Raw genomic sequence first — 24300 nt, 5'->3', positions numbered from 1 at the left:
GCAAGCTCAGACTGCAGTGGGCTACGATGGCGGCAGGCCCGATGTCGGAGCCATCGCAGCGGCAGCCGAAGTTCCGCCGGATGCGGCGGAACTTGCCGTACCCATCGGTGCCGTTGCCATCAATGCTGTGCCCATCGGTGCCGTGGCCATCGTTGCCGTGCCCATTGGTGCCGCTGCCACATCCGTCACTCCGGCTGCCTCCACGCCTTTGGCTTGTTCCCGTTGGACGACGACCCGGATCGTCTGGAACAGGATCTTGAGGTCGAGCAGCAGCGAATATCTTTTGATATACATCAGGTCGTAACGCAGCTTGTCGGACGGCGTGGTCGCATACCCCGCCATGACTTGGGCATAGCCGGTTAACCCCGGTTTCACCATCAGCCGGTAGGTGTAATGCGGCAGTTCCTCCTTGAAGCGATGAATGAAGAACGCCCGCTCCGGCCTCGGACCGACCAGGCTCATATGACCGAGCAGCACGTTAAATAGCTGCGGCAACTCGTCGATGCGGGTGGCGCGTATCCATTGGCCCAGCCGGGTCACCCGCGCATCATTCCGCCCGGCCAGCACAGGGCCGGTTGCCGTTTCCGCCCCGTCCACCATGCTGCGGAACTTATACAGCGGGAATGGTTTCTCCTGCAAGCCGACGCGCTCCTGGACATACAGTGCCTTCCCCCGCGACGTCAGCGGGATCAAGACGAACATCGCCAGCATGACAGGGGACGCCGCCAGCAGCAGGAGCGAAGACGCTGCCAGATCGAACAGACGCTTGAACAACCGCTCCGGCAGCGTCAACTGCGGCGGCATAAGCGAGTAAACAAGCAAATCGCCAATTTGCTGCGGTTCGGCGTCGGCCAAATAAAGCTCGTAAAAATCGGGAACGATGACCACTTCCATCTTCCGCAGTCCGGCGGTCCTTACCCACTCCGCTTTCGTTTCGGGGGCTAACCCCGGCCCGACGAGCAGCGTCTCCATCCCCTCCCACGCTTGCTCCGGCAGCGCTGCGCCAATCCCACGGCCGTCCGTTCGAACGATCCGTTCGACGCGGAACCAGGGTTTCCCCTGCTCCAGCATGCTGCGCAGCACCTCGTCGCCCGGAGATTCGCCGCCGATGACGGCCAGCGTTCTTTTGCGGCTGAACCCTTTGCTTTGGACATAAAACAGCAGTAGGCGCAATCCGAACGACAGCAGCAGTTGGGCCGCAAAGGCGATGAGCAGCAGGCTTGGGGTCAAGCTGAACATTTTACTCGCATAACCGAACACGATGAGCTCCGCGGTGACGAACAGCTGGGCCAACAGCAGATTCCACAGGAATTGGGCCGGTTTCCGCCGTCCAGCCAGATCGTACAGATTAAAAAAATAATACGTCATCACCGTAAACATCCCCAGCCACGGCGCGCTGCGGAACGGGGTATCCCCCAGGACGGCGGGGGAGCTCCAATCCCCCTGCGGTAGGAGTCCGGCCGCGAGCCGGTAACTGGCATAGATCACCAGCAGGTCAAGCAGCAGGAGCACCGCCTTCATGCCGTTATTCCGATACAGCTTGATCATACGCTTCCCCCTCCTCCGCGTCCCTCAGGCGCGGCCTTCCCCAATGAGCTTCCGCTGGCTCAATAACCCCAAGCCCCGCATAGATCGCCGCCACATCGCGGCGGATCTGCACTAAATCGTACAGCCCCGCCAGCTTGCGGCTGTACTCGCCCATCCGCCGCCGCAGCCCGGCGTCCTGCTGCAGTCGCCCGAGGGCATCGGCGGCGGCCGACACGTCCCCGACCGGAACGAGATAACCGTTCCGGCCAGGGACAACCAGGTCGCGGCTGCCGCGCACCGCCGTCGCCACCAGCGGCCGCCCGGCGGCCAGGCCCTCGAGCAGCGCCTTAGGCAGGCCCTCCCGCCGGGACAAGAGCGCCAGGGCATCGGCGGCTTGCAGCAGCTGCGGTACGTCGCGGCGGTAACCGAGGAAGCGAACCGCCCCCGCCACGCCGTGCTCCGCGGCGAGCTGCCGGTAACGCGCTTCCTCCCGGCCCACCCCGGCCAGCAGCAGCACGGCGGGGATGCCCCGGCGGCGCAACTCACCGATGGCACCGATCAGTTGCTCCTGATTTTTGTTGCGATTCAGCTCCGCAATGCAAAGAACGGCGAAATCGTCCGGGGCTAAGCCGAAATCGCGGCGCAATTGCTCGCGCTCGTTGCCCTCCCGGGCCGCGTACAAAGACAGGTCAACGCCAACCCCGGGGACATAGACCGATCGCCCCCGCACCGGAAAAACATCCGCCCGCCGTTCATCCTCCCGGTTGATCGTAACGAGGACATCGGTCCACCGCGCCAGAAACCGCTCCAGCGGATAAACCAACAGCCAGTTAAACCAAGGAGCCCCTTCGAAAAAGTGAAACCCGTGCGCGGTATAGACGATTTTGGGGTACGGCCGACCCGCCAGCCGGGCGGCCAACCGGCAGACCACGCTCGCGTTGGGCGTATGCACATGGATCAGGTCGTACCGCTCCCGTTTCAGCCAACCTATGAGCTCCCGCATAGCCCGAAGGTTCCCGGGAGCCAGCGGGTTGCGGCTAAACGGCAGGTCCCGACACGTAAACTCGGCGGCGTCCACCTCGTCCCGGCCGTGATCCGGGGCAGCGTAGGCATGGACCGTGAACCCGGCATCCCGCAAGTCGCTCATAAAAGGCAAATGAAACGCCGCCAAGTGGGCGTAGACCGTGGCGATATAGGCTGCTTTTCGCGTTCGCGTCATCCCTCATGCGCCTCCTTGGGCAACGCCCGGGCTGCGGGCAGCTCCCTTCCGGACGCCTGCTCGTAAAGCTCGATCCATTTCCCGGCGACGCGGGACATGGCATAGTTCGCGGCGGCATGTTCCCGGCCGCGCTGCCCCATCGCTCGCCGGTCCTCCGGCGGCAGGGCCATCACCCGCTCCATCGCGCGGGCCAGCGCTGCCGGCTCCTCCGGCGGCACGAGGTAGCCGTTCACGCCGTCCAGCACCACCTCGGCGTTGCCGCCTACCGCGGTGGCAACGATCGGCAGCCGGCCGGCGCACGCCTCCAGCAGTACGATCGGTAAGCCCTCCCATTTCGAGGAGAGCACGAATCCGTCGGCGGCGTGCAGCAGTTCCGGCATATCGGTGCGAATCCCGAGGAACCGCACCCTGCCGGACAAGCCCAGCTCCTCAGCTTGCCGCTCGATCCGCGGCCGTTCCGGCCCGATCCCGGCGATCCAGAGGACGCTGTCCGGGAAGCTCTGCCATGCCTCGGCAAAAGCGAACAGCATGGCAGGGTAATCCTTCTCCGGGACGAAACGCCCGGCGGCCAGCCAAACGAACGGCTCCCGCCGGATCCGCGCGCTTTTCGCCGCTTCCCCAGCACCAGCGTCGTCCCCTCCCTCTACCTCGCGCCCCACTTCGCCAGACTCCGGCTCACAACGGACCTTCTCCCCCTTCACACCCAGCTCGGCCCGCAACTCCAGGCGACCCCGTTCGTCCCCGCCAAAACGGCTGAGGTCGATGCCGTTCTCCATCAGCCGGATTTTGCGGGCCGGAGAGATTCGGCGCTCGGTATAGCCGCGTACCGCTTCCCGGCTGACATTGGTCAGCAGGTCGCCGAGCGGATCGGTAAGCCGGTACAGCATCTCCCGCCGCCAGCCCCCCTCGTTGATGTTATGGGCGGTGCACACCAAATACGGAATACGCACGAACAACCGCGTGACGCGGGCCAAAATGTTTGCATGCACCAGATGGCTGTGGACCACGTCGGGCCGCATCTGCCGAATTAGCCTGGCCAGGCGAAATAAGGCCCGAGGATCCGGCACTCCCTTTTTCATGCCGAGACTCACCACGTCAACCCCCAGCTCCTGAAGCTCCTCCAAATAGGCAACCGGCGGAATCATCGTCGCCAAACGCACTTCGCAGCCCCTGGCCCGCAACTCTCGGCACAGCAGCAGCACCTGGTTTTCCGCCCCCGCGTAATCAAATCCGGTGATCAAAAACAAGAGCTTCACGTTTTATCCCCACTCCTTCCCGTTGCTTTACCGGCATCAGCGCCAAAGCCGTCATTGCCATCACCATATATTCGTAGTTGTAGCCAAAGTCCCCGCTGGCCAAGGCGTAACCCACCGTCTGAACCAGCAGGATGGCCAGCACCGGCGTTCGTTGATAAGCGGCCCATAAGGAGAACAACAAAGCAAACGTCCATAGGGTCAGTCCCGCGAATCCCCCTTCCGCAGCGATCTCCAGCACCAGATTATGCGGAAAATCCCGGGCCAACGGGGGCGTGACGCTGCCTAGCCCGGCGCCGAGAAACGGCGAGGCTTCCAGCTTCTCCAATGCCCTTGTCTGCAAATCCAATCGGCCGATGTAGTTATCATCGCCTTGCAGCTGATTCCGATCGAACAGGACCATGAACCGGCTGTTTTCCACCCAGGTCGCCAGTTGCTCCGCATACGCCGAAGCCGTACCTCCCGCGACGATCAACAGAAATAACAGCGGGACGGCCAATCGCGACAGCTTTCCAAGTGTACGCTCCCGAAATTTGCGGATGAACCAGACGCCGAAATATAGTGCATTGGCCAGCAAGAAAGCAGCCAGCGGTCCCCTGGATTGCGTGGCCAACGCCGAAGTCAGCGCGACGCCCAGCGACAGGAGCCTGACCGGCAGCGGAATCCGCGGCGCCCACAGGCAGACCGTCACGGTAATCAGCGAAGTCCGGGCGTTAAAGATCGGATTTCCGCCGGGGAGTGTCAGACGGCCTGGATATTCCTCGTTATAAACGCCCATGAGCAGGTGCAGGAGCGCATAGGCGAAGCCGGCCCAGGCCACGACGGTCCAAGAGAATCGGCCGTATTTACGGTAGACGAGGTAGACATACAGTGCCGGAATGACGCCATGGGCCAGCAGGATGACCTCTTTCATGAGCCCGTTCGACTCGGAAGGGGCCCAGGTGAGCGAAATCAAAGCATAGGCGAGAAAGATCCCCCATAACCAGCCCCCTTGATCCCGCAGCGTCTCGAGAACGATAGACGGCTTAAGCAGCAAAGCGGCGCCCACGGGCAGCAACGGCGCCCCGATTAACAAGATTAACGATTCGCCGGGAACGGCCAACTTGTAGAAGTAGGCAAAAAAATCGAAATAAATGCAAAACGCAAACAGGTAAGCGGCGTCTACCTTCATTTTTAGCGACAGCAGGCATTGAAGCGTGAAAAATACGGCGGCCGCAACAAGCAGCGCGATCCACAGCAGACTGATCTCCGCCATCATCCGGACTCGCCACCTCTTTCCCGCCTCCGGGCAATCCGCTGCATATAAGCTGCCCGAGCCGCCTCTTTGACGGTGACGTCCAAATGACGCACGTGCTCCCGATCCACCCGCCGCCCACGCCAGTCGCGAGCGAAGCTTTCGATGGCGGAGAGGTGGCGAACCACGCTCTCCGGCTCGCCCGGTAGCTCTAGAAAGAACGGAACCGGCTCGGGGAAATCCGTCTCGCGGTAAGCGGCGATGACCGGTAAGCCATTGGCCAAATATTCGCGGACTTTCAACGGCGAGGCCTCCTCCATGCCTTTCCGGTACAGCGCCAGCGTGCCGATGGCGAGATCGGCCCGGTCAAGCAGCGGCTGATAGCGATCGCGCGTCAACTGGCCGTGAAACGCCATGTTCGCCGGCACCTGCAGGCCAGCCGCTTCCAATTCGCCGCGCTCCGGCCCGATGATGTCGAACCGCCAGTCCGGTTTGACGGCGGCCAACCGCGCGATCTCATCCAGGCCCTGCCAGGCCTGGCCCGGCGAGCTGATAAACACGAACCGGACGTGACTCTCGTCCGAACGTGCACCTGCGGCCGCCGGAAGATCCGCCGCCGCCGAGACGTGCACGGTCCTAACTTCGCCCGGATCCACGACGCGGCCGAAGGCTTCTGCCTCCGCCACGCGTCCCTCCGAAAACTGCTCCAACGGAATGCCGTTGCCGATGACCACGTAGCTCTTCGCGTAGCGGCGGAAGCCGTCCGCCCGGGCCAGTTCGCCGCTGACGAACACGAAGCCCCCGGCGGCTTCCAGCACGAGGCGGCGCGTCAGCAAGTGGTACATGCGGCGGAGGCTCAGGCCGCGTCCTTCCAACGCCAACTCGGCCACATCGTTCGTATTGATCTCCAGCACGGACGGGTACTCGCGGAGCAGCCGGGGCAAGGAGGGATAATACAAGTCGAAGCGATGATAGACGACGTCCGGCTGCCAGGCTCGCACCTGGCCGATTAACGCCTTAAAACGGGGAGTCCGGCCCAGCCTGCCGCGGTATACCTCGCGGAAGACGGGCAACCCGCCGGTTTCCGCCTCCATCCATGCGGCGGCATTTTCGCGGCTAAACAAGAATAGCGCCGTCTCATGGCCTAATGCCTGCCAGCTAAGCGCCTGGCTGATGATTTTTTTAAACACGCCGCTCTCCGGCCCTTCATTCCAGTGGATCAGATAGGCGATTTTCACACGTACTCCCCCTTACGGCTGGTTCTGCCCCAGCAGCTCCAGCACCAGCTTGCGGTAAACGGACCGGTCCGACGATTTCACGAGTTGGCTGTTGTGCCAGAGCATCGTGAAGTCGCCGTTATGTTTGCGGCATTCCAGATACAGCCTGCGGATCATATCATAGGCTTGTTCGGGGCCGAGCCCCATATATTCGGGATGCAGGATCGTCTGATCCATGACGATCAACGGACGTTCGCGGAGCGCCAACTCCCGGCGGGTCTTCAGGTTAAACACCGGGAATTCGTAGCAAACGCCGCAGCGGAAGCCCGCCCGGTCGGCATAGCTGAGCGTGCTGTCATAGTCCAGGCCGGCATCCTCCCAGAACTGCCACGTATCCGGCGCCCGCCATCGCAAGTAATGCTGTCGCCCGCCCCAAACCGCCTGGCGGATTCCGTTGGTTTCGGCGATCTGCCGCAGCTTTTCAAATTGCCTGCGGATGCGCGCCGGATTCAAAAACGTATGATAACCCGGATGCAGCCCGATCTCATGGCCCCGGACATGAATTTCCCGCAGGAGCCGCTGGATTGCGGGGTCGTCGATGGAATAGTTGCCGTCAAGTCCCGATTTGGCCCGATGCTCCTCGGTAATGAAATAAAAGGCGCTGCGCAGCCCGGCTTGTTCGCTTAACTCCATCAGCCAGTCGAACGTGTTGTACGGATCGCGGTCCAGCGCGCGCCGGGATCGGAGAAGCACTCCGGCTTTTTTGCGGGCGGATTCGATATCCCTTCGGCGGACAAGGTCCATCATCATATCGCGAATCATGCGCAGCCGGCTGCGACCATAAACGTAGAACGGATAATCTACGTCATGGCTGAGGACGACGGACGGTTCCCGCTTCCTGCGAGACAGCCCTGGCCAAAGCTTGTGCAGCAATTCCCACAGGAGCTCTACATACTCGTTGACGATCGGACGATGCAGGAAGGACTCGCGCCAAGCCAGGGAACGGCGTCCTGGAAACCGCCCGTGCCGGTCCCGCTCCCGAAACGCGACCTCTTCATACCTGGTCAGCATAAAGAAACAACTGCCAAACACGTCGAGACCGAGATAATAACCTCCCTCATCCTCTTCGGTTAACAACTCGAGGTAGCGGCCGGTTCGGCCCCTCGCCCCGTAGATCACCGGCAGGGGTTCCCCTTCCGGTCCCCCCGCAGGCGGCGCAAATCGATCCAGCGGCAGCTTAGGCAAGGAGGCCGGGGTAAGCCATAATCGGTCGGGCGTCTGCAAAAGCACGTCCGGCATACGGAGCCGGTGGACCGAAGAACCGTCCCTTTCCCCTGCCGCGTCCGCAGCCAACGCCAATTCGACATGCTCTCCGTCCCGGTAAACGATGGTATAGTCCAGACCAAGGAACTCGCCCAGGATTACGCGGTAGATGTATTCTCTCTCGGCGGCCCTTGCTGGAGGTGAAAAAATCGTCAGCATCCCGTCATCCTCGCTCCTTGCCCAGTAGTGATATCTCCGCGGAAGCTTCTGCGGAGGCTTCTGCGGAGGCTTCATCAGCGGTTTCCAGGGAGGACTCCCCCTCGCTGCCCATTCCCTTGTATTTCCGCACCGAATGCCATGAGAGCCCCAGATGCAGCGCATAACCCAGCGTAGACGCGGCGCTGAACAACCCGATCGCGACTTCCGCCGACTGCTGCGTATGCCAAGCGAAATACAGGGAGCCCAGGATAAGCGCCGTTCGAATGATCTCCCGGTACAAGTGCAGGTCCTGACGCTCCATGACGTCGATCGTGGAGCCGACGGAATTGGCCACGAATTGGCTCAGGTACATGATCGACAAGATGCGGATAAAGCTGCCCGACCGGGCCCACTCCTCTCCGAACAGGAAGGAGAACATGTATGGACCGACGGCTACGATGGCGAAAATGACCAGCGCGCCGAACAGGAAGACGTTGCGGACCGTTTTGCGGAACAAAGGATAAAGTCTGCGGGGATTGTTGATCATGGAGTCGGCGGATTCCGCCAAATACACGTTGCGGACGGAGGTCATAATCAGCGTCATCGGGGAGCCGAGAATACGCTGGCAAAGCGCGAACCATCCGGCTACCTGCGGGCCGTAGAACGAAGCGAGCAGGATCGTCGGCACGTACAGCACGACGCTGTTCAGCAGTCCGGCGGCCATCGACAGGAACGGAAACCGCCGATACCGGTAGGCGCTCTCCTTCAGATCGGCCCAATCCGAGGTGATGGCCTGGCTTTTGACATCCCGTCGCCACAGCCTCCACTGCGGCAGCAAACCGCCGAAGCGGCCGATGATGTCGCCGATGATCAGCCCCAGCGGACCGAGATTGAACAAGCTAAGCCCGATTTGCGAAGAGACCTGGCTGAGGCTTTGCGTATATTTCGTCCGCGCCAGCGGTTTGAAGTATTTTTTGCGAATCGACCAGTAGTTCAGGATTTGGTAAAACCCGGCTCCGAACAGGCTAACGATAAAAAACAGGTAATAGTGCGGTAAATACGACTCGTGCAGCCAAGCCGACAGCGGCTCCTCCAAGATATGAATTCCGATGCCGCTCGCGATGCTGACCCCGATACAGATACGCAGGGACAAGCTCAGCACGGTGGAGGCGGTACGGTCGTCTTCCGGCAGGGTAATGGCGTTCTCATAGGAAAAAGAAATCACCATCAGCAAAATCCCGATGATCGACAGGTACATGGAGTACGTGCCATATTCGGTCGGCGAATAGAGGCGTGTTAATACCGGCAGTGTCGCCATCACGATCACCTGGCTGATCATCGTTCCGCTGGCCAGGACGGCCACGTTCCGCAGGAACCCGTCATTCATGAGCCTCCGTACCAGGCCGGGCAGGCTCCGAATCCGCAGCAGTTTCCCGAGTTGCCTGAGATAGCGGATGATTGGGGAGGAGAGTTTTTTCATCATGTTTGGCATAATCGTCCTTTGAAAAATAGATTAACCCATCAGCCTGCGAATGTGCCCCGCGATATGTTCCTGCACGTCCGCGCCGATCTGCGGCCAAATGGGCAGGGACAGCACCTCCTGCGACAGCCGGTCCGCCAGCGGAAACGTCAAGCCGCGATCGGCATAGACGGGGAGCCGGTGCACCGGCAACGGGTAGTACACGATGCTGCTGATGCCGACTTCGGACAACCCCGCCTGAAGCGCATCCCGCCGGCCGTTCAGCACGCGTAAGGTATATTGGTGGAACACCTGTTTATCGCCGGTCGGAACCTCGCCCGGAAGCATCAGCCCGGGGATGTCCCGCAGCAGCTCATGATAACGCGCCGCGGCCTGGCGGCGGCCTTCGTTCCATGCTTCAATGTAGGGCAGCTTGACCCGCAGGATCGCCGCCTGGATCTCGTCAAGCCGGGAGTTGAAGCCGACCCGCTCGTTGATGTATTTGCGCTTCGAGCCGTGCGTCCGCAGCATCGCCGCAGCCTCGGCCAACTCCGGATCGTCCGTGACCAGCAGTCCGCCGTCGCCGTAGGCCCCAAGGTTCTTTGATGGAAAGAAGGAGTAGCATCCCATCTCCCCGATCGTCCCGGCTTTTCGTCCCCCCGCCTCCGCGCCAAAAGCCTGGGCCGTATCCTCAATGACGATCAACCCGTGGCGGCGAGCCTGCTCCATTAGCCGGTCCATGTCCAGCGGGCGGCCGAACAGGTGCACGGGGATGATTGCCTTTGTGCGCGGCGTAATGACTGCCTCCAGGCCGTCCAGGTCCAGATTGTAGGTCAGCGGATTGACGTCGGCATACACCGGCTCCGCCCCCACGCGGCTGATCGCCTCCGCCGTGGCGAAGAACGTAAACGGCGTCGTGACCACCTCGTCGCCAGGCCCGATCCCGGCCGCCAGCAAAGCAATGACCAGCGCGTCCGTACCGGAATTCAGCGCAATCGCATGCTTCGTTCCCAGGTACTCGGCAACCTCTTGCTCCAGCCGCTTCACCTGGCTGCCCATGATGAACGCCGCCTCGTCCAGCACGCCTTCGATCGCCTGGAGGATCTGCGGTTTCAGCTCCGCGATCTCCCGCTTCAAATCCAGCAGAGGAATCGCCGATTGCTTCCCGGCCGCGGTCGCCGTCCCCGATTCCCCCGGACTCCCGGCGATACCGTTTGATTGTTGTCCTCCGATCCGTAATGGCTCCATGTCCCTCACCCTTCCTTCGTCATCGCTACGGCGTCCTGTTCCAACCGGTATTCCCGGCCGCAGTCGCCGCACCGTCCCGCCCCGCCGCTAAAGCCCAACGTCTTCCCGCAGCGGCACACCCAGCCGATGCGCCGTCCGGGTACCCCGGCGATCAGCGCATAGGGCTGCACATCGCGGGTCACGACGGCCCCGGCCGCGATCAAGGCCCATTCGCCGATCGTGACTCCGCAGACGATGGTCGCGTTCGCCCCGATCGACGCGCCGCGCCCGACCCGCGTCCTGAGATAATCCTCGCTGCGGTTGCGCGGGAATGCCGCGCGTGGGGTCCGCACATTGGTAAAAACCATGCTTGGCCCGCAGAACACTTCGTCCTCCAAAATGACGCCCTCGTAGACGGAAACGTTGTTTTGGATCTTGACTCCATTGCCGATGCGGACGCGGTTAGCGACGTAGACGTTTTGCCCTAAGCTGCACCGGCTGCCGATAACCGCATCCGATGACACGTGAGCAAAATGCCAGATTTTCGTCTCTTCCCCAACCTGCGCACCCGGATCGACAACCGCGGTTTCGTGAATAAATCCGTATCCGTTCATGTGATTAACTCCTCATAAGGTTAATGGGTGAGGGATGTTGTAAAAAGCGCAACATTTTATAGCTGAACGTGCGGCGCACGTGGCGTAATGTTCCATAAAGTACAACCATTTCGCAGCTCCACGCCGTTTTCGAGCTGAAATGTTGTACCCAATGCAACATTCCGCCTGTTCCCCGGCGGTTCCCCCGGTCTCTCCCGCCGATCCATCCATCCATCCGCCGGCGGCAAGCCAGGCGGGCGGCACACCTACAGCAAGTAATACCGCTCCGGCTTAACCTGGTCCTTCATCGCGTTCCGGGTGTCGAGCAGGCTGCGGCTGGCGCGTCCGATCAGCTCGTAGTCGAAGCCTGAATGATCGGTCGTGATCACCGCGATATCGGCTTCCTTCAGACGCTGCTCGGTCAATTCCTCGCACGTATAGGCGAGGCCGCGGTGCCTGAACTCCGCAATATGCGTGTCGCTGGTCCATACGGTGGCGCCCCGCTCCTCCAACAGCCCGATCATTTTCAGCACCGGCGATTCGCGGTAATCGTCGATGTCCTTTTTGTACGCGACGCCCAGCAAATAGACGGTCGAGCCGCTCAGCGACTTGCGGTCGCCGTTTAAGATGTCGCCAATCCGCCGCACGACGAACTCCGGCATCGCATTGTTGATCTCCCCCGCCAACTCGATCAAGCGGGTATGGTAACCGTACTCCCGCGCCTTCCAGGTCAAGTAAAACGGATCGACGGGAATGCAATGTCCGCCGAGCCCCGGCCCCGGATAAAAAGTCATGAATCCATAGGGCTTGGACTTCGCCGCTTCGATCACTTCCCACACGTTGATCCCCATCCGGCTGCAGAGAACGGCCATCTCATTCGCCAAGGCGATGTTAATATGGCGGAACGTGTTCTCGTAAATTTTCTCCATTTCCGCGACGGCCGGACTGGATACGACGTGCACGTCGCCGTTCAGGACCTGGCGGTACAGCGCCTCGGCCACCTCCGAGCATGCCGGCGTGACGCCGCCGACGACTTTTGGCGTATTTTTCGTGTTGTAGGTTTTATTGCCGGGGTCCACCCGCTCCGGGGAATACGCCAGGAAAAAATCAACACCGCAACGCAACCCCGTTGCCTCGAGGATCGGCCGCACCAGTTCCTCCGTCGTCCCGGGGTACGTGGTGCTTTCCAGCACGACCAGCATCCCCGGGTGCAAAAACCGGGCGATTTCCCGCGTGGAATTCTCCACGTAGCTCGTATCCGGCTGCTGATAAATATCGAGCGGCGTTGGGACGCAGATCGCCACGGCATCCACTTCGCGCAAAAACGCGTACTCCGCGGTAGCCCGCAGCCGTCCGTCTTCCACCATCCCGCGCAAATCCTCGTCCACGACGTCGCCTATGTAGTTATGGCCCCGGTTTAGCATCTCGATCTTCCGGCTTTGCACGTCAAATCCGATGACGCGGTAACCGGCCTTCGCTTTTTCGACGGCCAGCGGCAGCCCCACATACCCCAATCCAATCACGCCGATCACCGCGGTTTTGTCCTTTAGCTTGCGCAGCAGCTCGGCCTGCCCGCTCCCGGAATTCTCCGTGTTTTCCATCCATCTGCTTTGCCTTTGCATTCCGCTATGCATGACGTACCGCCTCCTTCCTATCCAAGGGTATGGGCAGGTTCACCGCTGCCCCCTCCGGTCATGTCCAGCGCCAGCTTCACGGCGCGAATGCCGTCCTCCAGCGTGATTTCCGGTTCCCGGTCCTCCTGAACGGCTTGGACCAGATCGGCGATGATGCACTGGTGTCCCGGCACGCCGTAAGGATCCTCGTCCACCCTGCGAATCAACGCTTCCGTCTCTTCCCGCGACATCGAGGCGCATACCCAATGCCGGATCCAGTTGGCCGTCTTTCCGCCGATCACGGCGTAACCCTCCTCCCCGAACACGGAGATGCTCTCCTCGAGGTTATGCCCGTACACCGTGGTGGCGGCTTCGATCACGCCCAGCGCGCCGCTGTCCAGCCGGATCGCCGCGATCGCCACATCCTCCGATTCGATCTGCTTCAGCCGCGTCGCCGTCAGCGACTTGACCTCCGCGACCGGACCAAACAGCCATTGCAGCAAATCCAGGCCATGAATCGCCTGATTGAGCAGCACGCCGCCGTCCATCGCTTTCGTGCCGCGCCAGGCCGCCTGGTCGTAATAGGCTTGGCTGCGGTTCCAGCGAACGGTCATGTTGACATGGCTCAGCTTGCCGAATCGCTGCTCCGCCAGCGCCGCCCGAAGCGCCCGCATCGCCGGTCGGTACCGGTTCGGGTGAACCACCGTAGCCTTTACGCCGCTTAAACGGACGGCGTGCCGCAGCTGCTCCGCCTCCGTTAGATCTAAGGTCACCGGCTTCTCCAGCACAAGATGCTTGCCTGCCCGCAGCGCTTCAAGCGCCAGTGCCCCGTGAAGCCCGCTAGGCGCGCAGATGCACACCGCGTCAATGTCCGGCTGCTCCGCCAGCATCGTGCCGAGGTCCGGATAGGAGGCGGCCGAGGTGATCGCCCGCAACTCCGCCAGCCGGTCCGGATTGGGATCGCACACGGCCGCAAGCCGGGCTCCTTCCGTTTTTTTGATCGCGTCGACATGCTTGTAAGCAATATGCCCGCAGCCGACGATGGCGAAATTCATCATTTGGCCGCCCTCCCTTTATATTTCTTCTCGATCCGGACCAGGGCGTCGCCAAGCTCCGAATAATCGTCCGGCAGGTGCCGGCGCGCCTGCCGGCTTTTTTTGTTGCGAAGATGCCGCGCATCCAGGATCAGTGCCAAGCTGAGTCCCGCGAACAAGCCCACGAAGCCGGCGAGCGCGAGGTTCAGCGCTTTGCGCGGGCTGACCGGCGTCTTGGTCTCCTCCAGGCTGGCGGAGTCAAGAATCGAAACGTTCGCGGCGGCCACGATCTCCTTGGATTTGGCGATGAACGTTTCGGCGAAGGCGTTGGCAATCGCTACCGCCTGCTTCGGATCGTCTCCCGTATAAGACAGCAGGATGACCAGGGTTCCGGGATCGGTGCGGACCTTGATCTTTTTCAGCATCTGAATGACCGTGTCAGGGGTGGATACCTTCTTTTTGACCTCGGCGGCGATATAGCGGCTTTGGATCGTATCCTCGTAGGTTTTGGTCAGCATCTGGCTGGCCAGAAATTCGTTGTAGGTACTCGATTCCGGATTCGAGGCGATATTGGCAACCAGACTCACGTTGGCCCGGTAGGATGGAGTTACCACTTCGTTCAGAAGCACAGCCAGTCCGACGCAAGCCGCCAGGACGATCAAAAATGCCAGAACATGCCGCCGGACGGCGTTCCACACGGCTACCATATCCATAGTCGTTCACCTCATTCGATTAATGCCTGCAAGCTTCGGTTCTCGGTAAATTCCACGGATTCCGCAGGTATGACCGGTGCCGGTTTCTCCGCCCCCGCCAATACCCGCTCCCCAAGCTCTTCCATATTCAAGCTGATCATTCCGTATTGCTCGGCCAAATGGCGGTAGTGGCGTACTACCGCTTCCAGCGATCGAAACCCCGTTTCTTCCGCCGCGTTGTACGGATGAAGCCAGAGATGGTACACCTGACCCTGCCGGGCGGCCTGAGTCATGCCGTCCTTGATGCGCTTCAATCGAAGCGGCTCCAGCCGCCTGAGCGTTTCAGGCGGTGTCCGGAAGAAGAAGCTGGCCGGCAGATCGATCGGCAGCTTGGGCGAGATCGAATCCACCGGATAAGTGTGGTGCCCGGTCAGGTTCAGGTAGCTGTCGGCCAGCCGAAGCGCCCGGCGCAGAAAATGATCGGAAACGGAATATCCGCCGCGGTACAGCGGGTGGCGGGGATTCCCCCGGTACGTCTTGAACCCGAGCTCCGGCAGTCTGCGCATATACTGGCGACGCAACTGGTTGCGCGGAAGCACCAGACTTTGCAGGGAGATTCCCCTTTGTTCCGCCGCCGCTACCGCCGCCTGCAGGTCGCTGTAAAACTCGTCGACGGTCTGCCCCTTCTCCATGCAGTAAAAATGCGAAAACGTATGCGATCCAATCGCTTGACCCGGGGTCTGGCGGATCTGCTCGATCAGCGTCGGGGCAAAGAAATAAGGATCATCCGCCTCCCCCTCGCCGATAGAGCCGGATTCGATTTCGCTGTAGGGCGAAAGCGTGGGATCGGCGTACCCTGGTTTGAGCGATGGCAGACCCGACAGCAGCTCACGCCGGTCCGCAAAAAACAACAGCCCCACCGTCGCCCAAGTCGCATGCACGCCGAACTCCCGGAACAACTCTAGCAGGCCGGGAATCCTCTCCCTTTCTCGCAACCATTTCGCTCCGTACTCCGCCTTGGTATAAAGGTCCCGGACTCCCCAATATAACTCGAAGTCAAGCGAAACGACCAGGATTCCCGCTTTCTCCGCCAATTTGAATCACCTCTTCTCGGGTCAAACTGTGACATCTACCGTCTACCAAGTTGGTTGCTATATAGTCTTATATTCAGGGTCTTGCCAATTTAGTAGCTTGAATTTAAAAAAATCGCTTCGCGTAGGATGAACCTCTACTGAACCACCACATTCGCATTGGTTAACGAGGAGGTTTTCACTTTGAAGGAAGACGCCGTAATCCGGTTCCCCGTGCAGAAAATATTCTTTTGGGTATACCCGCGCAGGTACGTCGTCAAGTCGATCCCGCCGCCCCGCGGCATGCGGATCACGTTGTTTTCGATTCGCCCATTCTCGGCGTTTTGCCAAGTCCAGATTCCGCGTTCGCCGTTTTGCAGATCATTGCTCCCAATCACGAAATCGCGGATGTTCCCGAGACGAATCGCCGTTGTTCCCTTGATCTCGCTTTGGCTGCCCATGACGACGGAGTTGCCTTGAATGGCCACGTTTTCGACGGTCACGCCAGCCCCGACTTCGATCGCCGCATAAAAGCTGCCGTTGCCGGCGATTTGGTTGCCCTCTACGACGCTGTCTCCTCCGTAGATGCTGATCGCCGCATACATGTCCGGCGCCAGCCGGCCTTTTTCCACGCCCATATAGTAGTTGTTGCCCAGGTAAGGATTGTTGATCGCATTGCCGCGCACGGTGACCCCTTTGGCAAACACCTTGACCGCCCGCTTGGCGCAATAATCGAAGCGGTTGCCGACGATCAGACTGCCGACCGACGTACCTCGGTTCTCCTCCATCGCCGGGTCCTCATAATAGATGCCGTCGCCGTCGTCGGCCGGGCCGATATGATGAATGGAGCAGCCGGTGATCGATACCTGCCGAGCGGCCCGTTCCCTGCTGGCCCAGGTTGTCGTGACGTAAATTCCCCGGGCGACAAGACCGGTTCCTCCCACGTTTCGAGCGACAACGTCAGCGATCTCGGATCCCTGAATGGCAATCGACTCCGTGTTGCCGAGCACCACGATGCCGGACACGACGCCCGCATAATAATCGCTGCGCCGGTCACTGCTATGCGTGGCCCCTTGGACGAGCAACCCTTGAGCCGTAACCCTCGCACTCCCTCCGGCAATCGTCAGCGCCCGGTTCACCCGCCGATTGCCGTCAAGAACAAGGCCAGTTAACAGGATGTCCTTGCCCGTCACCCGCACCAACTCCCAGCCAAAACTGCTGGACGAGGCGCGGATGACCGAGGCGCGGCCTTCTCCCTTGACCGTGGTGTTGCCGCCAACTTGCAAGGTTTTGGCCGGATTGACCAAGTAGACCCCCTTGGGGAAATAAACGGTATCTCCGGTTGCCGCCGCCTGGTTGAGCGCCCTTTGAATGGCCGCGGTGTCGTCCGTCACTCCGTTGCCTTTCGCCCCAAAATTCGTTACCGATATCATGGTCTTCCCTCCTATGCGTTCGTTTGCTTATATATAATGCCAAGTCTCTCCGGAGGGAGCGGCATATGCCTTGGTCCGCGCCGCGTCTATTGCGCATATTCGGCTGGACAAGATCATAGGCTGGCTGTAAGGCGCGGTATGCCTTAAAAAGAAACCCGAGGTAATCAATATGAACAATCGCGATTTATGGGAAAAATGGGCGGAATTCCACACCCAAAAATGGGGTTGCAGCGCACGCGTCGTCCGTTGGGAAGCCTCCAATTCGGCGGCGCGGGGGGAGGGATTGTTTTTCTTCAACCGGAAAGGCCACTTGTATTTGCCGCCTTTGAATCCTTACCACCCCTTCGCCTTCCATCCGACACCGACGGATAAGCCTTATAAGTTAAACCGGCAATGGCACGAAGCCGCCAAGGCGATGATTCCGGATTTGCTAAAGACCCAGCGCAGCGCCAGCTTCGTTTTCCCGCCCGATATTGCCGACATCCGTCCCTTTTTGTGGAGCGGTTTTAAAGCAGAGGTGAAATATACGTACGTCGTGGAGCTCCCCTACGCCCTCGAGCAGGCCAGCACGGAGATCCGCGCAAAAATCAAAAAGGCGGCTGCCGCCGGCTACCGGACGGCGTTGTCGCGGAATATGGCCGAGGTGCATCAATGCCTACAGGGCACGGAGTCGCGGCAGGGCTTCAGCCACCGGCTCACGCTGCAGGACCTTGAGCGGGTCCAGGACCTGCTGGGGGATCAAGCCTTTCGGGCCTATGTCTGTTATGCGCCATCGGGAGAACCGGTCAGCGCCAGCGTAGTGGTTGCGCTGGACGGCCGGCGCGCGTTCGGATGGATCGCCGCCAGCAAAACGGAGCATCTGAACCGGGGCGTGGTTCAACAATCGCAAAGCTTTGCCCTGCAGGACTTGGCGGACGCCGGCTTTGCCGAATTCGATTTCGCCGGGGCCAATCTCCCCACCGTCGCCTACTCCAAGACCAACTGGGGAGGCCGAGTCACGCCTTATTATCTCGTCCGGCCTCCGGGGGTGAAGGAGATTTTCCGGGCAGGGCGGGATTGGTTGCGGTTTGCCCGGGGCAACCAACCCACTTGACGCATGAAACGTTTCGCCTGATTTCCCCCTTCCCATTTACTAAAAAATAGATATAATAGACATAAGCATTGGTTCGTTATAACGAACATTCTAGCGAATGGCGGTTGCCCTCCGGCAGGGATTGAATACCTGCTGCAGCTTGAATGGGCCGAACCGAGTCGCAAGGAAGGGAAAGGATGGGGACCATTGAAAAGGGTGAGGAATCGGGGCTACCGCAAATATGCCATAGCCGTTTACGCCGCTTCCATCCTGGCCGGGGTGGTGTGGCATGCAGGACAGGCCAACGCCGCAGCAGATACCCTGAAGCTGCGGATTGGAACGGAATTGAGCAGCGAGCTTCCGATGAGCAATTTAAAACCCGGGGACCGGGTCGAGCGGACGTTTACGGTCGCCAACGACGGCACCGCCGCTTTCGACTACAAGGTGCGGACGCGCTTTGTCTCGGGGGATACGGAGTTCTTCGATGTCCTTCAGTTGACCGTTAAAGACGGGGACACCGTCATCTATGACGGCGCGCTGCATCAAGAGCAGCAGGACATCGCTTTGGGCCGCCTCGCGGCGGGCGGGGAGAATGAATTCGATTTAAGCGTCATTTTCCCGGAGGAGGCCGGCAATGAGTATCAAGGCAAGGCGGCGACGATCGCGTTCGCCTTTTCCGCTTATGCCGAAGAACCGCCTTCGAACGGCGGCGGAGGGGGCTCCAATCCTCCGGGCGGCGGGCCGTCCCAGCCGAATGATCCGACTCCCGTGAGCGGAGGCAACCCTCCAGGCAACCCGGGAGTGAGCCCGGAACAACCAGGCGAGCTGCCTCCGGGAACCCCCTCCGGGGAGGAGCCCGATTCCTCCACGCCGGAGCAGCCGGATGAACCGGATCTGGCGCCTCAAGACCCTACGCAAACACCGCCGGCCGATCCCGGTCCGGGACCGGGCGATAGCGGCCAGGGCATGATGGAGGAGCTGCCGCAAACGGCGAATCCTTGGTTTAACCTGATTCTGATCAGTTTGTTTGCCACAGTCGGAACCGGCATGTTCCTCCGAAAATCCGGGCGGGAATAATCGATGCGGCGCAAACGTCCGTTACTGCGAATGGCTGCATGGCTGATGTTTTCCGTCTCCTTGATAGTGTTGGCCTACTCCACGTTTCAGGCGATCCGCGCTCCTCTGGACGCACAGCAAGCCCTGCGGCAATGGGATGAGCTGCAGCGGGAAACGGAAGGCAGCAGCGCGGCGCGGGCAGCAGACGAAAATCCGCTGTCCCCTGCGTTGGCCGGAAAGCTTCGGCAAACGGGGGGCGACGGAGGTTCGGCGGCGCCTGCGGGAGCGGCGGCGGACGGCGAGCTTCTCGGCGAAATCGCCTTCCCTTCCCTCGATCAGCGCTATGCGATCGTAGAGGGAACCGGGAACGGGCCGCTTAAGCTGGGAGCAGGGCATGTTCCCGGCAGCCCGCTCCCCGGCGAAGACGGCAACAGCGTGCTCGCCGGCCATCGGGATACTGTCTTCCGCAGCCTCGGCAAGCTGAAAGCGGGCGACCGGATCAAGGTCGAGACATCCTCGGGGCGTTTCGCCTATGAGGTAACGGGGCGAAGAATCGTCGACGAGGACGACGCCGATGCGGTTCAGGCCTCCACCGAGCCGCTGCTGACGCTGATTACCTGCTACCCGTTCACCTATGTCGGGCCAGCCCCGGAACGATTCCTGCTTACGGCCAAATTAATAGAAGAAGCGCCGGATCCTTGACCGGCGCTTCTTCTTGCATATATGGCGATTTATACTGCGGGAATCTCCATCCACTCCACGCCGTTGCCGTTTTGCCGCAGCAGCTCGGCCGTTTCCGCCAGCTTCTCCCCTTGGTGGCAGGAGATGATCAGGTAGTCGGTATCGGTCGCCCCCGCCTCCAGTTCGATTTCCAGCATCCGGATCATCGAAGCGGTTTTGTCCAGCACCATCCGAGCCAGGGTCTCCAACAACAGCGTGAGCTGGTCGGAGGACGCATGCGGCTCGATGCGGATCGGCTCCCTTGGTCCGTCGGCCAAACGCGCATTGCAGGCGAACCCCGCTGCCAGGCCGCTGCGCAGCGCATGCTCGGCCACGGTCGCCGCATAGCGGATGCCCAGCTCGATGCGCTCCGGTTCGACGACCGTTCTCCACATCGAATCGCTGGTCTCCAGGTTCAGGCAGATCATCAGCCGGTGGTCGGCCGTATAATCGCGTTTATGTACCTGGAGCTCGCCGGTGCGGGCGGTCGCCTTCCAGTTGATGTTTCCGAGCGGATCCCCGGGCCGGTACTCGCGAATGCCCGCCGTCAGGAATGGATCCTCCACGATCCAGCGCCGGACGGGCAGTTCCCCCAGCCAGCTGTGGTTCGGCAGCGGCAGCTCCTGCAGCTCCAGAATCCGCGGGTAAACGAGCAGCTCAAGGTCCAGAGGGAATCGCTTGACCTCGGCGTTCAGCCCCAGCGGGTCGCCCGTCGTCATCGTTGCCGACTCGAGCCGATATTGCCCCCGGCGCGAGCAGACCACTTCGTGGCGTCGGGTGATTTGCCGGTACGACCGCAAGTAAAACAAGCTGCTGTGGTTCTGGTAGATCTCCCCGGCATGGATATTCAAATTGCTCTGCCGCCCGAACGTCAGGCCGGCGGCAATGCTCGATTCGAGCCGCAACCACGGCAGCGGCAGCAGCTTGGCGTTGGCGATGACCTCGACCATCTCGACGGTATCCCCTTCGAACACCGCCCGTTCGGTGAAATAGCGTCGATATTGAATACCTTTAAGCGCCCGCCAGCGGTACACGAACGCCAGCAGCACGATAATCAGCGCGGCGCTGACAAGGAGCCATGGAAGCTGCATCGACATCGGTTCGTCCCCCTAATTTCCCTTTGCCGCCGGCACCGTTTCGGCCGGAACCTCCACCTGCTCGAGCGCTTGGCGCACCACCTCGGCGCCGGGTTGGTCCGCGCCGCGCAGCCCGTGGCGCAGAAGCAGCCGATGCGCCAGCACCGGCGCGGCCACCGCCTTGATGTCGTCCGGCGTCACGTAATCGCGGCCCTGGAGCAGCGCAAACCCTTGCGAGGCGCGCAGCAAGCTCATGCTCGCCCGCGGGCTTGCTCCCAGCTTGACCTCCGGATGCTTCCGGGTCGCCTCGGTGATTGCCACAATGTAGGCGAGCAGGTCCTCCTCCACGCGGACGGACCGCGCGAACCGCTGCGCTTCCGCCACTTCCGCGGCCGAGGCGGCCGGACCCAGCTCGGCCAACGGCTGGCGCTCCTTGAAGCGCCGAAGGATGGACACGCCCTCGTCGGACGTCGGGTATCCCATGGCGATCCGCATCAGGAAGCGGTCCAATTGGGCCTCCGGCAACGGGAACGTCCCCTGTTGGTCGACCGGGTTTTGCGTCGCCATGACCAAGAACGGCGCCGCCAACTCATGCGTCACCCCGTCGATCGTCACCTGCCGCTCCTCCATGCACTCCAGCAGACTGGATTGCGTCCGCGGCGTCGCCCGGTTGATCTCGTCGGCTAGCAACACGTGGGTGAACACCGGCCCGGAGCGGAACTCGAATTCCCCGGTTTTTTGGTTGTAGAAGTTAATGCCGCTCAAATCCGAAGGCAGCAGGTCCGGCGTAAATTGAATCCGCTTGAAATCGCCGCCGAGCGATTTGGCCAGCGCTTTGGCCAAAAGCGTTTTTCCGGTGCCCGGCACGTCCTCCAGCAGCACATGCCCGTTCCCGAGCAAGGCGGCGAGCAGCAGGTCGACCACTTCCTCCTTCCCGACCACCACCTCGCCGATATTGCGGCGAATCCGCCCGATAATCTCTATCGCTTCCCGCAGTTCCATAGGTATAACCACCTTTATCGCAAAATTAGGAGTCCGTTTGTTACCGCTTTCCTTTTGCTATTGGCCAAGGCGATCAAGCCCGCAGCCACTCGCTCAAGTCCACCACCGAACGCATGGCGTATTCCTGCCGGACCGGCTCGCCGTCTTGCAGCACGACCAGGCAAGGGACGCTGGCGATCTGCCACCGCTCCCGCAGCCTCGGGGTATAGTTGATGTTCAGTTTGGACACCGGAATGCAAGGGCCGGACGCCAGGACGATCTCCAGCATCTTTTCCGCCAATTGGCAGGTTCCGCAGAGAGCCGTTACGAAAAACAAAGCCTCTCTGCCGGTTGCCCTTTCCGCTTGCTCCGTCTCCATCCTCTTCTCCATTCGCTCCAGCCATTCCTGCTCCGTGATTTCGCGTAGGGGCACGGGCTCCCACCTCCCTTGTCATTCTCCTGACTCCTATCATAGCATAGGAAAACGGCCCTTTCGCCAAAAAAGCGAAAAGGCCGCCGAGGATCCGGCTTTACGCCGGTCGTCTGGTAAATACGTAGAAGGTGACGCCGAACTTATCGGTGACGATGCCGTACGCCGGGCTGAAATAGATCGGCTGCAGCGGCCGGTGCACCTCGCCTCCTTGCTTCAGGGCGTCAAACAACCGCTGCGCGTGCTCGGCCGTGTCCACCGTGAGGCACACAGTCACCTGGTTGCCGACGCTGTGCGGCTCGTCCGGAAACTTGTCCGACACGTACATCTCGGCGTCTCCCAGCTTCAACACCGAATGGGAAATCCGTTTCTGCAGTTCCTCGCTCATCGGCTCCTTGGGCTCCGGCATTTCACCGAAGGTTTGCTTAAAGACCACCTTCGCCTCCAGCGCTTGTTCATAGAAAGCAATCGCCTCCGCCGCTTCTCCATTCATCGCAATCAACGGGCTAGCCAATAAAATCATGTTCGATCCGCTCCTTTATATTCATCAATTCCCCGCACGCCGAGGCGCCGGATTAAGTCCGTTTACTGGACTTTGATCTCAGTGTAGCCCATAATAGTGACAACTATTGTCATAAATAATAAAATTCATGAACGGAGCTACGAAGACATGTCCAAATCGAAACGGCTCATGGAGCTGATGATGACCGTAAACCGCAAACGGAAATTTACCGTCAAGGAATTGGCCGATGAATTCGGGGTCTCCTCCCGCACGATCCTGCGGGATTTGCAGGAGCTTAGCGAGCTCGGCGTCCCCTTATATTCCGAGGTTGGGCCGCATGGCGGATACCAAGTGCTTAACGAGCGCGTGCTCCCTCCGATCGCGTTTACGGAGGAGGAGGCGGTGTCGATCTTCTTCGCCAGCCACGCCCTGCGCCATTACGAGTTTCTCCCGTTCGAAACGGAAGCCTCCTCGGCGCTCGGCAAGTTCTATCACTACATGTCCAGCGACGTGCGGGACCGTATCGACCAAATGAAAAACCGGGTCGACTTCGTGACTCCTGCGCGTCAATCGGCTTTTCCTTATCTGGGCTTGCTGCTGGAAGGAGCCATTCGGCAACAGGTCCTTCGCATCGAATACGAATCGCGCCGCGGCGTCTCAACCTGCCGGCAGATCCAACCGGTCGGCATCTTCGCCAGCGGCGGCTTATGGTATTGCCCCGCCTATTGCTTCGAGCGCCGCGACTTCCGCATGTTCCGCTGCGACCGCATCGCCGCAGCCGAAGCAGCCGAGGGACCCGGCGCTCCGGCGCCGCTCGATTTGCGCCACATCCACCTCGGCAACTGGGAGGAGCACCTCGGCCGCAAGCCGGCGCTGCTGGACTGCGTTGTCGAGCTTAGCCGGCTGGGCGTTGAGGCCTGCGAGGGCCAGCTCATCCACCGCCGCCTGAAGCTGCACGTCCGCGAGGACGGCTCTGGCCGGTTGGTGGGGCCGATCCCTGCCAGCGAGCTCCCATACTTGTCGGCGTTCTTCATCGGCCTCGGCCAGGATGCCACCGTACTGGGCCCACCGGAGCTGTTGGACACGATGAGGCGGACATTGACCGAGCTGTTGGAGAAGTATTCGTAGGCTCTACCCGCTTGCTGGCCTGCACCGCTGGCTCTGCATCGTTGGCCTGTAACACTGACCCTGCGCCGCCAGCCTGCAGCACTGACCCTACCCCGGCCTGCCCCGCGATCGCATTCGCCAAGTGGAAAACCTCCACTTATTTCACCCATTTATCGCCGTTTTGCCCCCATTAGATGGAAAACCGAGTCAATTTCATAATTCGTATCCCTTGATGTAGCTGGTTTTTTTGGACATAGAAAAAGGAGTACCTCCCCAAATCTCGAAGTAATAGGCGACAAAACCAAATTCGAGAGAAGAAGCGGG

The 24300-nt window shown here is 60.8% G+C and carries 22 protein-coding genes; 4 read left to right on the top strand and 18 right to left on the bottom strand.

Annotation, left to right across the window (positions count from 1 at the left end; translation table 11 throughout):
• Positions 1-21: 21 nt before the first annotated feature.
• From MJ257_RS09070 to MJ257_RS09005, 14 genes are all read right to left on the bottom strand, one after another.
• A complete protein-coding gene (locus MJ257_RS09070) occupies positions 22-1548 on the bottom strand; it encodes a sugar transferase (protein WP_240268947.1) in 1527 nt (508 codons plus the stop codon).
• Positions 1526-2746: a glycosyltransferase family 4 protein gene (locus MJ257_RS09065; protein WP_240268946.1), complete on the bottom strand. Its 1221-nt coding sequence runs from the start codon at positions 2744-2746 to the stop codon at positions 1526-1528. Before MJ257_RS09065 ends, MJ257_RS09070 begins: the two co-directional genes overlap by 23 nt.
• Positions 2743-4002, bottom strand: a complete 1260-nt coding sequence (locus MJ257_RS09060) for a glycosyltransferase (protein WP_240268945.1) — start codon at positions 4000-4002, stop codon at positions 2743-2745. The genes MJ257_RS09065 and MJ257_RS09060 overlap by 4 nt, the downstream gene beginning before the upstream one ends.
• Positions 3971-5254 carry an O-antigen ligase family protein gene (locus tag MJ257_RS09055; RefSeq protein WP_240268944.1) on the bottom strand — a complete coding sequence of 428 codons (1284 nt, stop codon included), beginning with the start codon at positions 5252-5254 and terminating at the stop codon, positions 3971-3973. Before MJ257_RS09055 ends, MJ257_RS09060 begins: the two co-directional genes overlap by 32 nt.
• Entirely contained in the window at positions 5254-6471 is a 1218-nt protein-coding gene (locus tag MJ257_RS09050; RefSeq protein ID WP_240268943.1) for a glycosyltransferase, read from the bottom strand. Before MJ257_RS09050 ends, MJ257_RS09055 begins: the two co-directional genes overlap by 1 nt.
• 12 nt (positions 6472-6483) lie before the next feature.
• The gene (locus MJ257_RS09045) at positions 6484-7932 is read right to left on the bottom strand and encodes a polysaccharide deacetylase family protein (RefSeq protein ID WP_240268942.1); all 1449 of its coding nucleotides are present in this window, start codon (positions 7930-7932) and stop codon (positions 6484-6486) included.
• Positions 7933-7936: 4 nt separating this feature from the next.
• Entirely contained in the window at positions 7937-9394 is a 1458-nt protein-coding gene (locus MJ257_RS09040; RefSeq protein WP_240268941.1) for a lipopolysaccharide biosynthesis protein, read from the bottom strand.
• A gap of 30 nt (positions 9395-9424) precedes the next feature.
• On the bottom strand, positions 9425-10618 hold the full coding sequence (locus tag MJ257_RS09035) for a DegT/DnrJ/EryC1/StrS family aminotransferase (protein WP_240268940.1): 1194 nt from the start codon (positions 10616-10618) through the stop codon (positions 9425-9427).
• A 5-nt stretch (positions 10619-10623) separates the two neighbouring features.
• Positions 10624-11211, bottom strand: coding sequence for an acyltransferase (locus MJ257_RS09030; RefSeq protein WP_178019958.1), 588 nt, complete (start codon positions 11209-11211; stop codon positions 10624-10626).
• 245 nt (positions 11212-11456) lie between these two features.
• Positions 11457-12791 (bottom strand): nucleotide sugar dehydrogenase, encoded by a 1335-nt coding sequence (locus MJ257_RS09025; RefSeq protein WP_240268995.1) that lies wholly within the window; start codon positions 12789-12791, stop codon positions 11457-11459.
• Positions 12792-12841: 50 nt separating this feature from the next.
• The gene (locus tag MJ257_RS09020) at positions 12842-13861 is read right to left on the bottom strand and encodes a Gfo/Idh/MocA family protein (RefSeq protein ID WP_240268939.1); all 1020 of its coding nucleotides are present in this window, start codon (positions 13859-13861) and stop codon (positions 12842-12844) included.
• Entirely contained in the window at positions 13858-14550 is a 693-nt protein-coding gene (locus tag MJ257_RS09015) for a YveK family protein (RefSeq protein WP_240268938.1), read from the bottom strand. The genes MJ257_RS09020 and MJ257_RS09015 overlap by 4 nt, the downstream gene beginning before the upstream one ends.
• Positions 14551-14561: 11 nt before the next feature.
• Positions 14562-15623, bottom strand: coding sequence for a polysaccharide deacetylase family protein (locus tag MJ257_RS09010; RefSeq protein ID WP_240268937.1), 1062 nt, complete (start codon positions 15621-15623; stop codon positions 14562-14564).
• Positions 15624-15757: 134 nt separating this feature from the next.
• Positions 15758-17032 (bottom strand): glycosyl hydrolase family 28-related protein, encoded by a 1275-nt coding sequence (locus MJ257_RS09005; RefSeq protein ID WP_240268936.1) that lies wholly within the window; start codon positions 17030-17032, stop codon positions 15758-15760.
• Positions 17033-17201: 169 nt separating this feature from the next.
• Between MJ257_RS09005 and MJ257_RS09000 the strand changes: the two genes are divergently transcribed.
• The 3 genes from MJ257_RS09000 to srtD all read left to right on the top strand — a co-directional run bounded on the left by MJ257_RS09000 (position 17202) and on the right by srtD (position 19862).
• Positions 17202-18125, top strand: a complete 924-nt coding sequence (locus MJ257_RS09000; protein WP_240268935.1) for a GNAT family N-acetyltransferase — start codon at positions 17202-17204, stop codon at positions 18123-18125.
• 195 nt (positions 18126-18320) lie between these two features.
• On the top strand, positions 18321-19181 hold the full coding sequence (locus MJ257_RS08995; protein WP_240268934.1) for a M73 family metallopeptidase: 861 nt from the start codon (positions 18321-18323) through the stop codon (positions 19179-19181).
• A gap of 30 nt (positions 19182-19211) precedes the next feature.
• Positions 19212-19862, top strand: coding sequence for a class D sortase, LPxTATN-specific (srtD, locus tag MJ257_RS08990; RefSeq protein WP_240268933.1), 651 nt, complete (start codon positions 19212-19214; stop codon positions 19860-19862).
• 29 nt (positions 19863-19891) lie between these two features.
• Here the strand turns inward: srtD and MJ257_RS08985 are convergent, their stop codons facing one another.
• From MJ257_RS08985 to MJ257_RS08970, 4 genes are all read right to left on the bottom strand, one after another.
• Complete coding sequence (locus tag MJ257_RS08985) at positions 19892-20977, bottom strand: DUF58 domain-containing protein (protein ID WP_240268932.1); 1086 nt, start codon at positions 20975-20977, stop codon at positions 19892-19894.
• 12 nt (positions 20978-20989) lie between these two features.
• Positions 20990-21958: an AAA family ATPase gene (locus MJ257_RS08980; protein ID WP_240268931.1), complete on the bottom strand. Its 969-nt coding sequence runs from the start codon at positions 21956-21958 to the stop codon at positions 20990-20992.
• Positions 21959-22031: 73 nt separating this feature from the next.
• On the bottom strand, positions 22032-22370 hold the full coding sequence (locus tag MJ257_RS08975; protein WP_240268930.1) for a thioredoxin family protein: 339 nt from the start codon (positions 22368-22370) through the stop codon (positions 22032-22034).
• A 97-nt stretch (positions 22371-22467) separates the two neighbouring features.
• The gene (locus MJ257_RS08970) at positions 22468-22890 is read right to left on the bottom strand and encodes a VOC family protein (RefSeq protein ID WP_240268929.1); all 423 of its coding nucleotides are present in this window, start codon (positions 22888-22890) and stop codon (positions 22468-22470) included.
• 147 nt (positions 22891-23037) lie between these two features.
• On the opposite strand from MJ257_RS08970, the gene MJ257_RS08965 reads away from it, so the two are divergent.
• On the top strand, positions 23038-23997 hold the full coding sequence (locus tag MJ257_RS08965) for a helix-turn-helix transcriptional regulator (protein WP_240268928.1): 960 nt from the start codon (positions 23038-23040) through the stop codon (positions 23995-23997).
• Positions 23998-24300 lie beyond the last annotated feature (303 nt).

The organism is Paenibacillus timonensis (assembly GCF_022427145.1).
GTDB lineage: Bacteria > Bacillota > Bacilli > Paenibacillales > Paenibacillaceae > Fontibacillus > Fontibacillus timonensis.
Note: the sequence above shows the minus strand (reverse complement) of the source record. Positions and strands in the feature narration are given on the sequence as shown.

Excerpts from the sequence above, each read along its gene's own strand:
- MJ257_RS09070 (WP_240268947.1), bottom strand. The coding sequence starts at position 1,548 with ATGATCAAGCTGTATCGGAATAACGGCATGAAGGCGGTGCTCCTGCTG.
- MJ257_RS09065 (WP_240268946.1), bottom strand. The coding sequence starts at position 2,746 with ATGACGCGAACGCGAAAAGCAGCCTATATCGCCACGGTCTACGCCCAC.
- MJ257_RS09055 (WP_240268944.1), bottom strand. The coding sequence starts at position 5,254 with ATGGCGGAGATCAGTCTGCTGTGGATCGCGCTGCTTGTTGCGGCCGCC.
- MJ257_RS09045 (WP_240268942.1), bottom strand. The coding sequence starts at position 7,932 with ATGCTGACGATTTTTTCACCTCCAGCAAGGGCCGCCGAGAGAGAATAC.
- MJ257_RS09040 (WP_240268941.1), bottom strand. The coding sequence starts at position 9,394 with ATGATGAAAAAACTCTCCTCCCCAATCATCCGCTATCTCAGGCAACTC.
- MJ257_RS09035 (WP_240268940.1), bottom strand. The coding sequence starts at position 10,618 with ATGGAGCCATTACGGATCGGAGGACAACAATCAAACGGTATCGCCGGG.
- MJ257_RS09030 (WP_178019958.1), bottom strand. The coding sequence starts at position 11,211 with ATGAACGGATACGGATTTATTCACGAAACCGCGGTTGTCGATCCGGGT.
- MJ257_RS09025 (WP_240268995.1), bottom strand. The coding sequence starts at position 12,791 with ATGGAAAACACGGAGAATTCCGGGAGCGGGCAGGCCGAGCTGCTGCGC.
- MJ257_RS09020 (WP_240268939.1), bottom strand. The coding sequence starts at position 13,861 with ATGATGAATTTCGCCATCGTCGGCTGCGGGCATATTGCTTACAAGCAT.
- MJ257_RS09015 (WP_240268938.1), bottom strand. The coding sequence starts at position 14,550 with ATGGATATGGTAGCCGTGTGGAACGCCGTCCGGCGGCATGTTCTGGCA.
- MJ257_RS09005 (WP_240268936.1), bottom strand. The coding sequence starts at position 17,032 with ATGATATCGGTAACGAATTTTGGGGCGAAAGGCAACGGAGTGACGGAC.
- MJ257_RS09000 (WP_240268935.1), top strand. The coding sequence starts at position 17,202 with ATGAACAATCGCGATTTATGGGAAAAATGGGCGGAATTCCACACCCAA.
- srtD (WP_240268933.1), top strand. The coding sequence starts at position 19,212 with ATGGCTGCATGGCTGATGTTTTCCGTCTCCTTGATAGTGTTGGCCTAC.
- MJ257_RS08985 (WP_240268932.1), bottom strand. The coding sequence starts at position 20,977 with ATGTCGATGCAGCTTCCATGGCTCCTTGTCAGCGCCGCGCTGATTATC.
- MJ257_RS08980 (WP_240268931.1), bottom strand. The coding sequence starts at position 21,958 with ATGGAACTGCGGGAAGCGATAGAGATTATCGGGCGGATTCGCCGCAAT.
- MJ257_RS08970 (WP_240268929.1), bottom strand. The coding sequence starts at position 22,890 with ATGATTTTATTGGCTAGCCCGTTGATTGCGATGAATGGAGAAGCGGCG.
- MJ257_RS08965 (WP_240268928.1), top strand. The coding sequence starts at position 23,038 with ATGTCCAAATCGAAACGGCTCATGGAGCTGATGATGACCGTAAACCGC.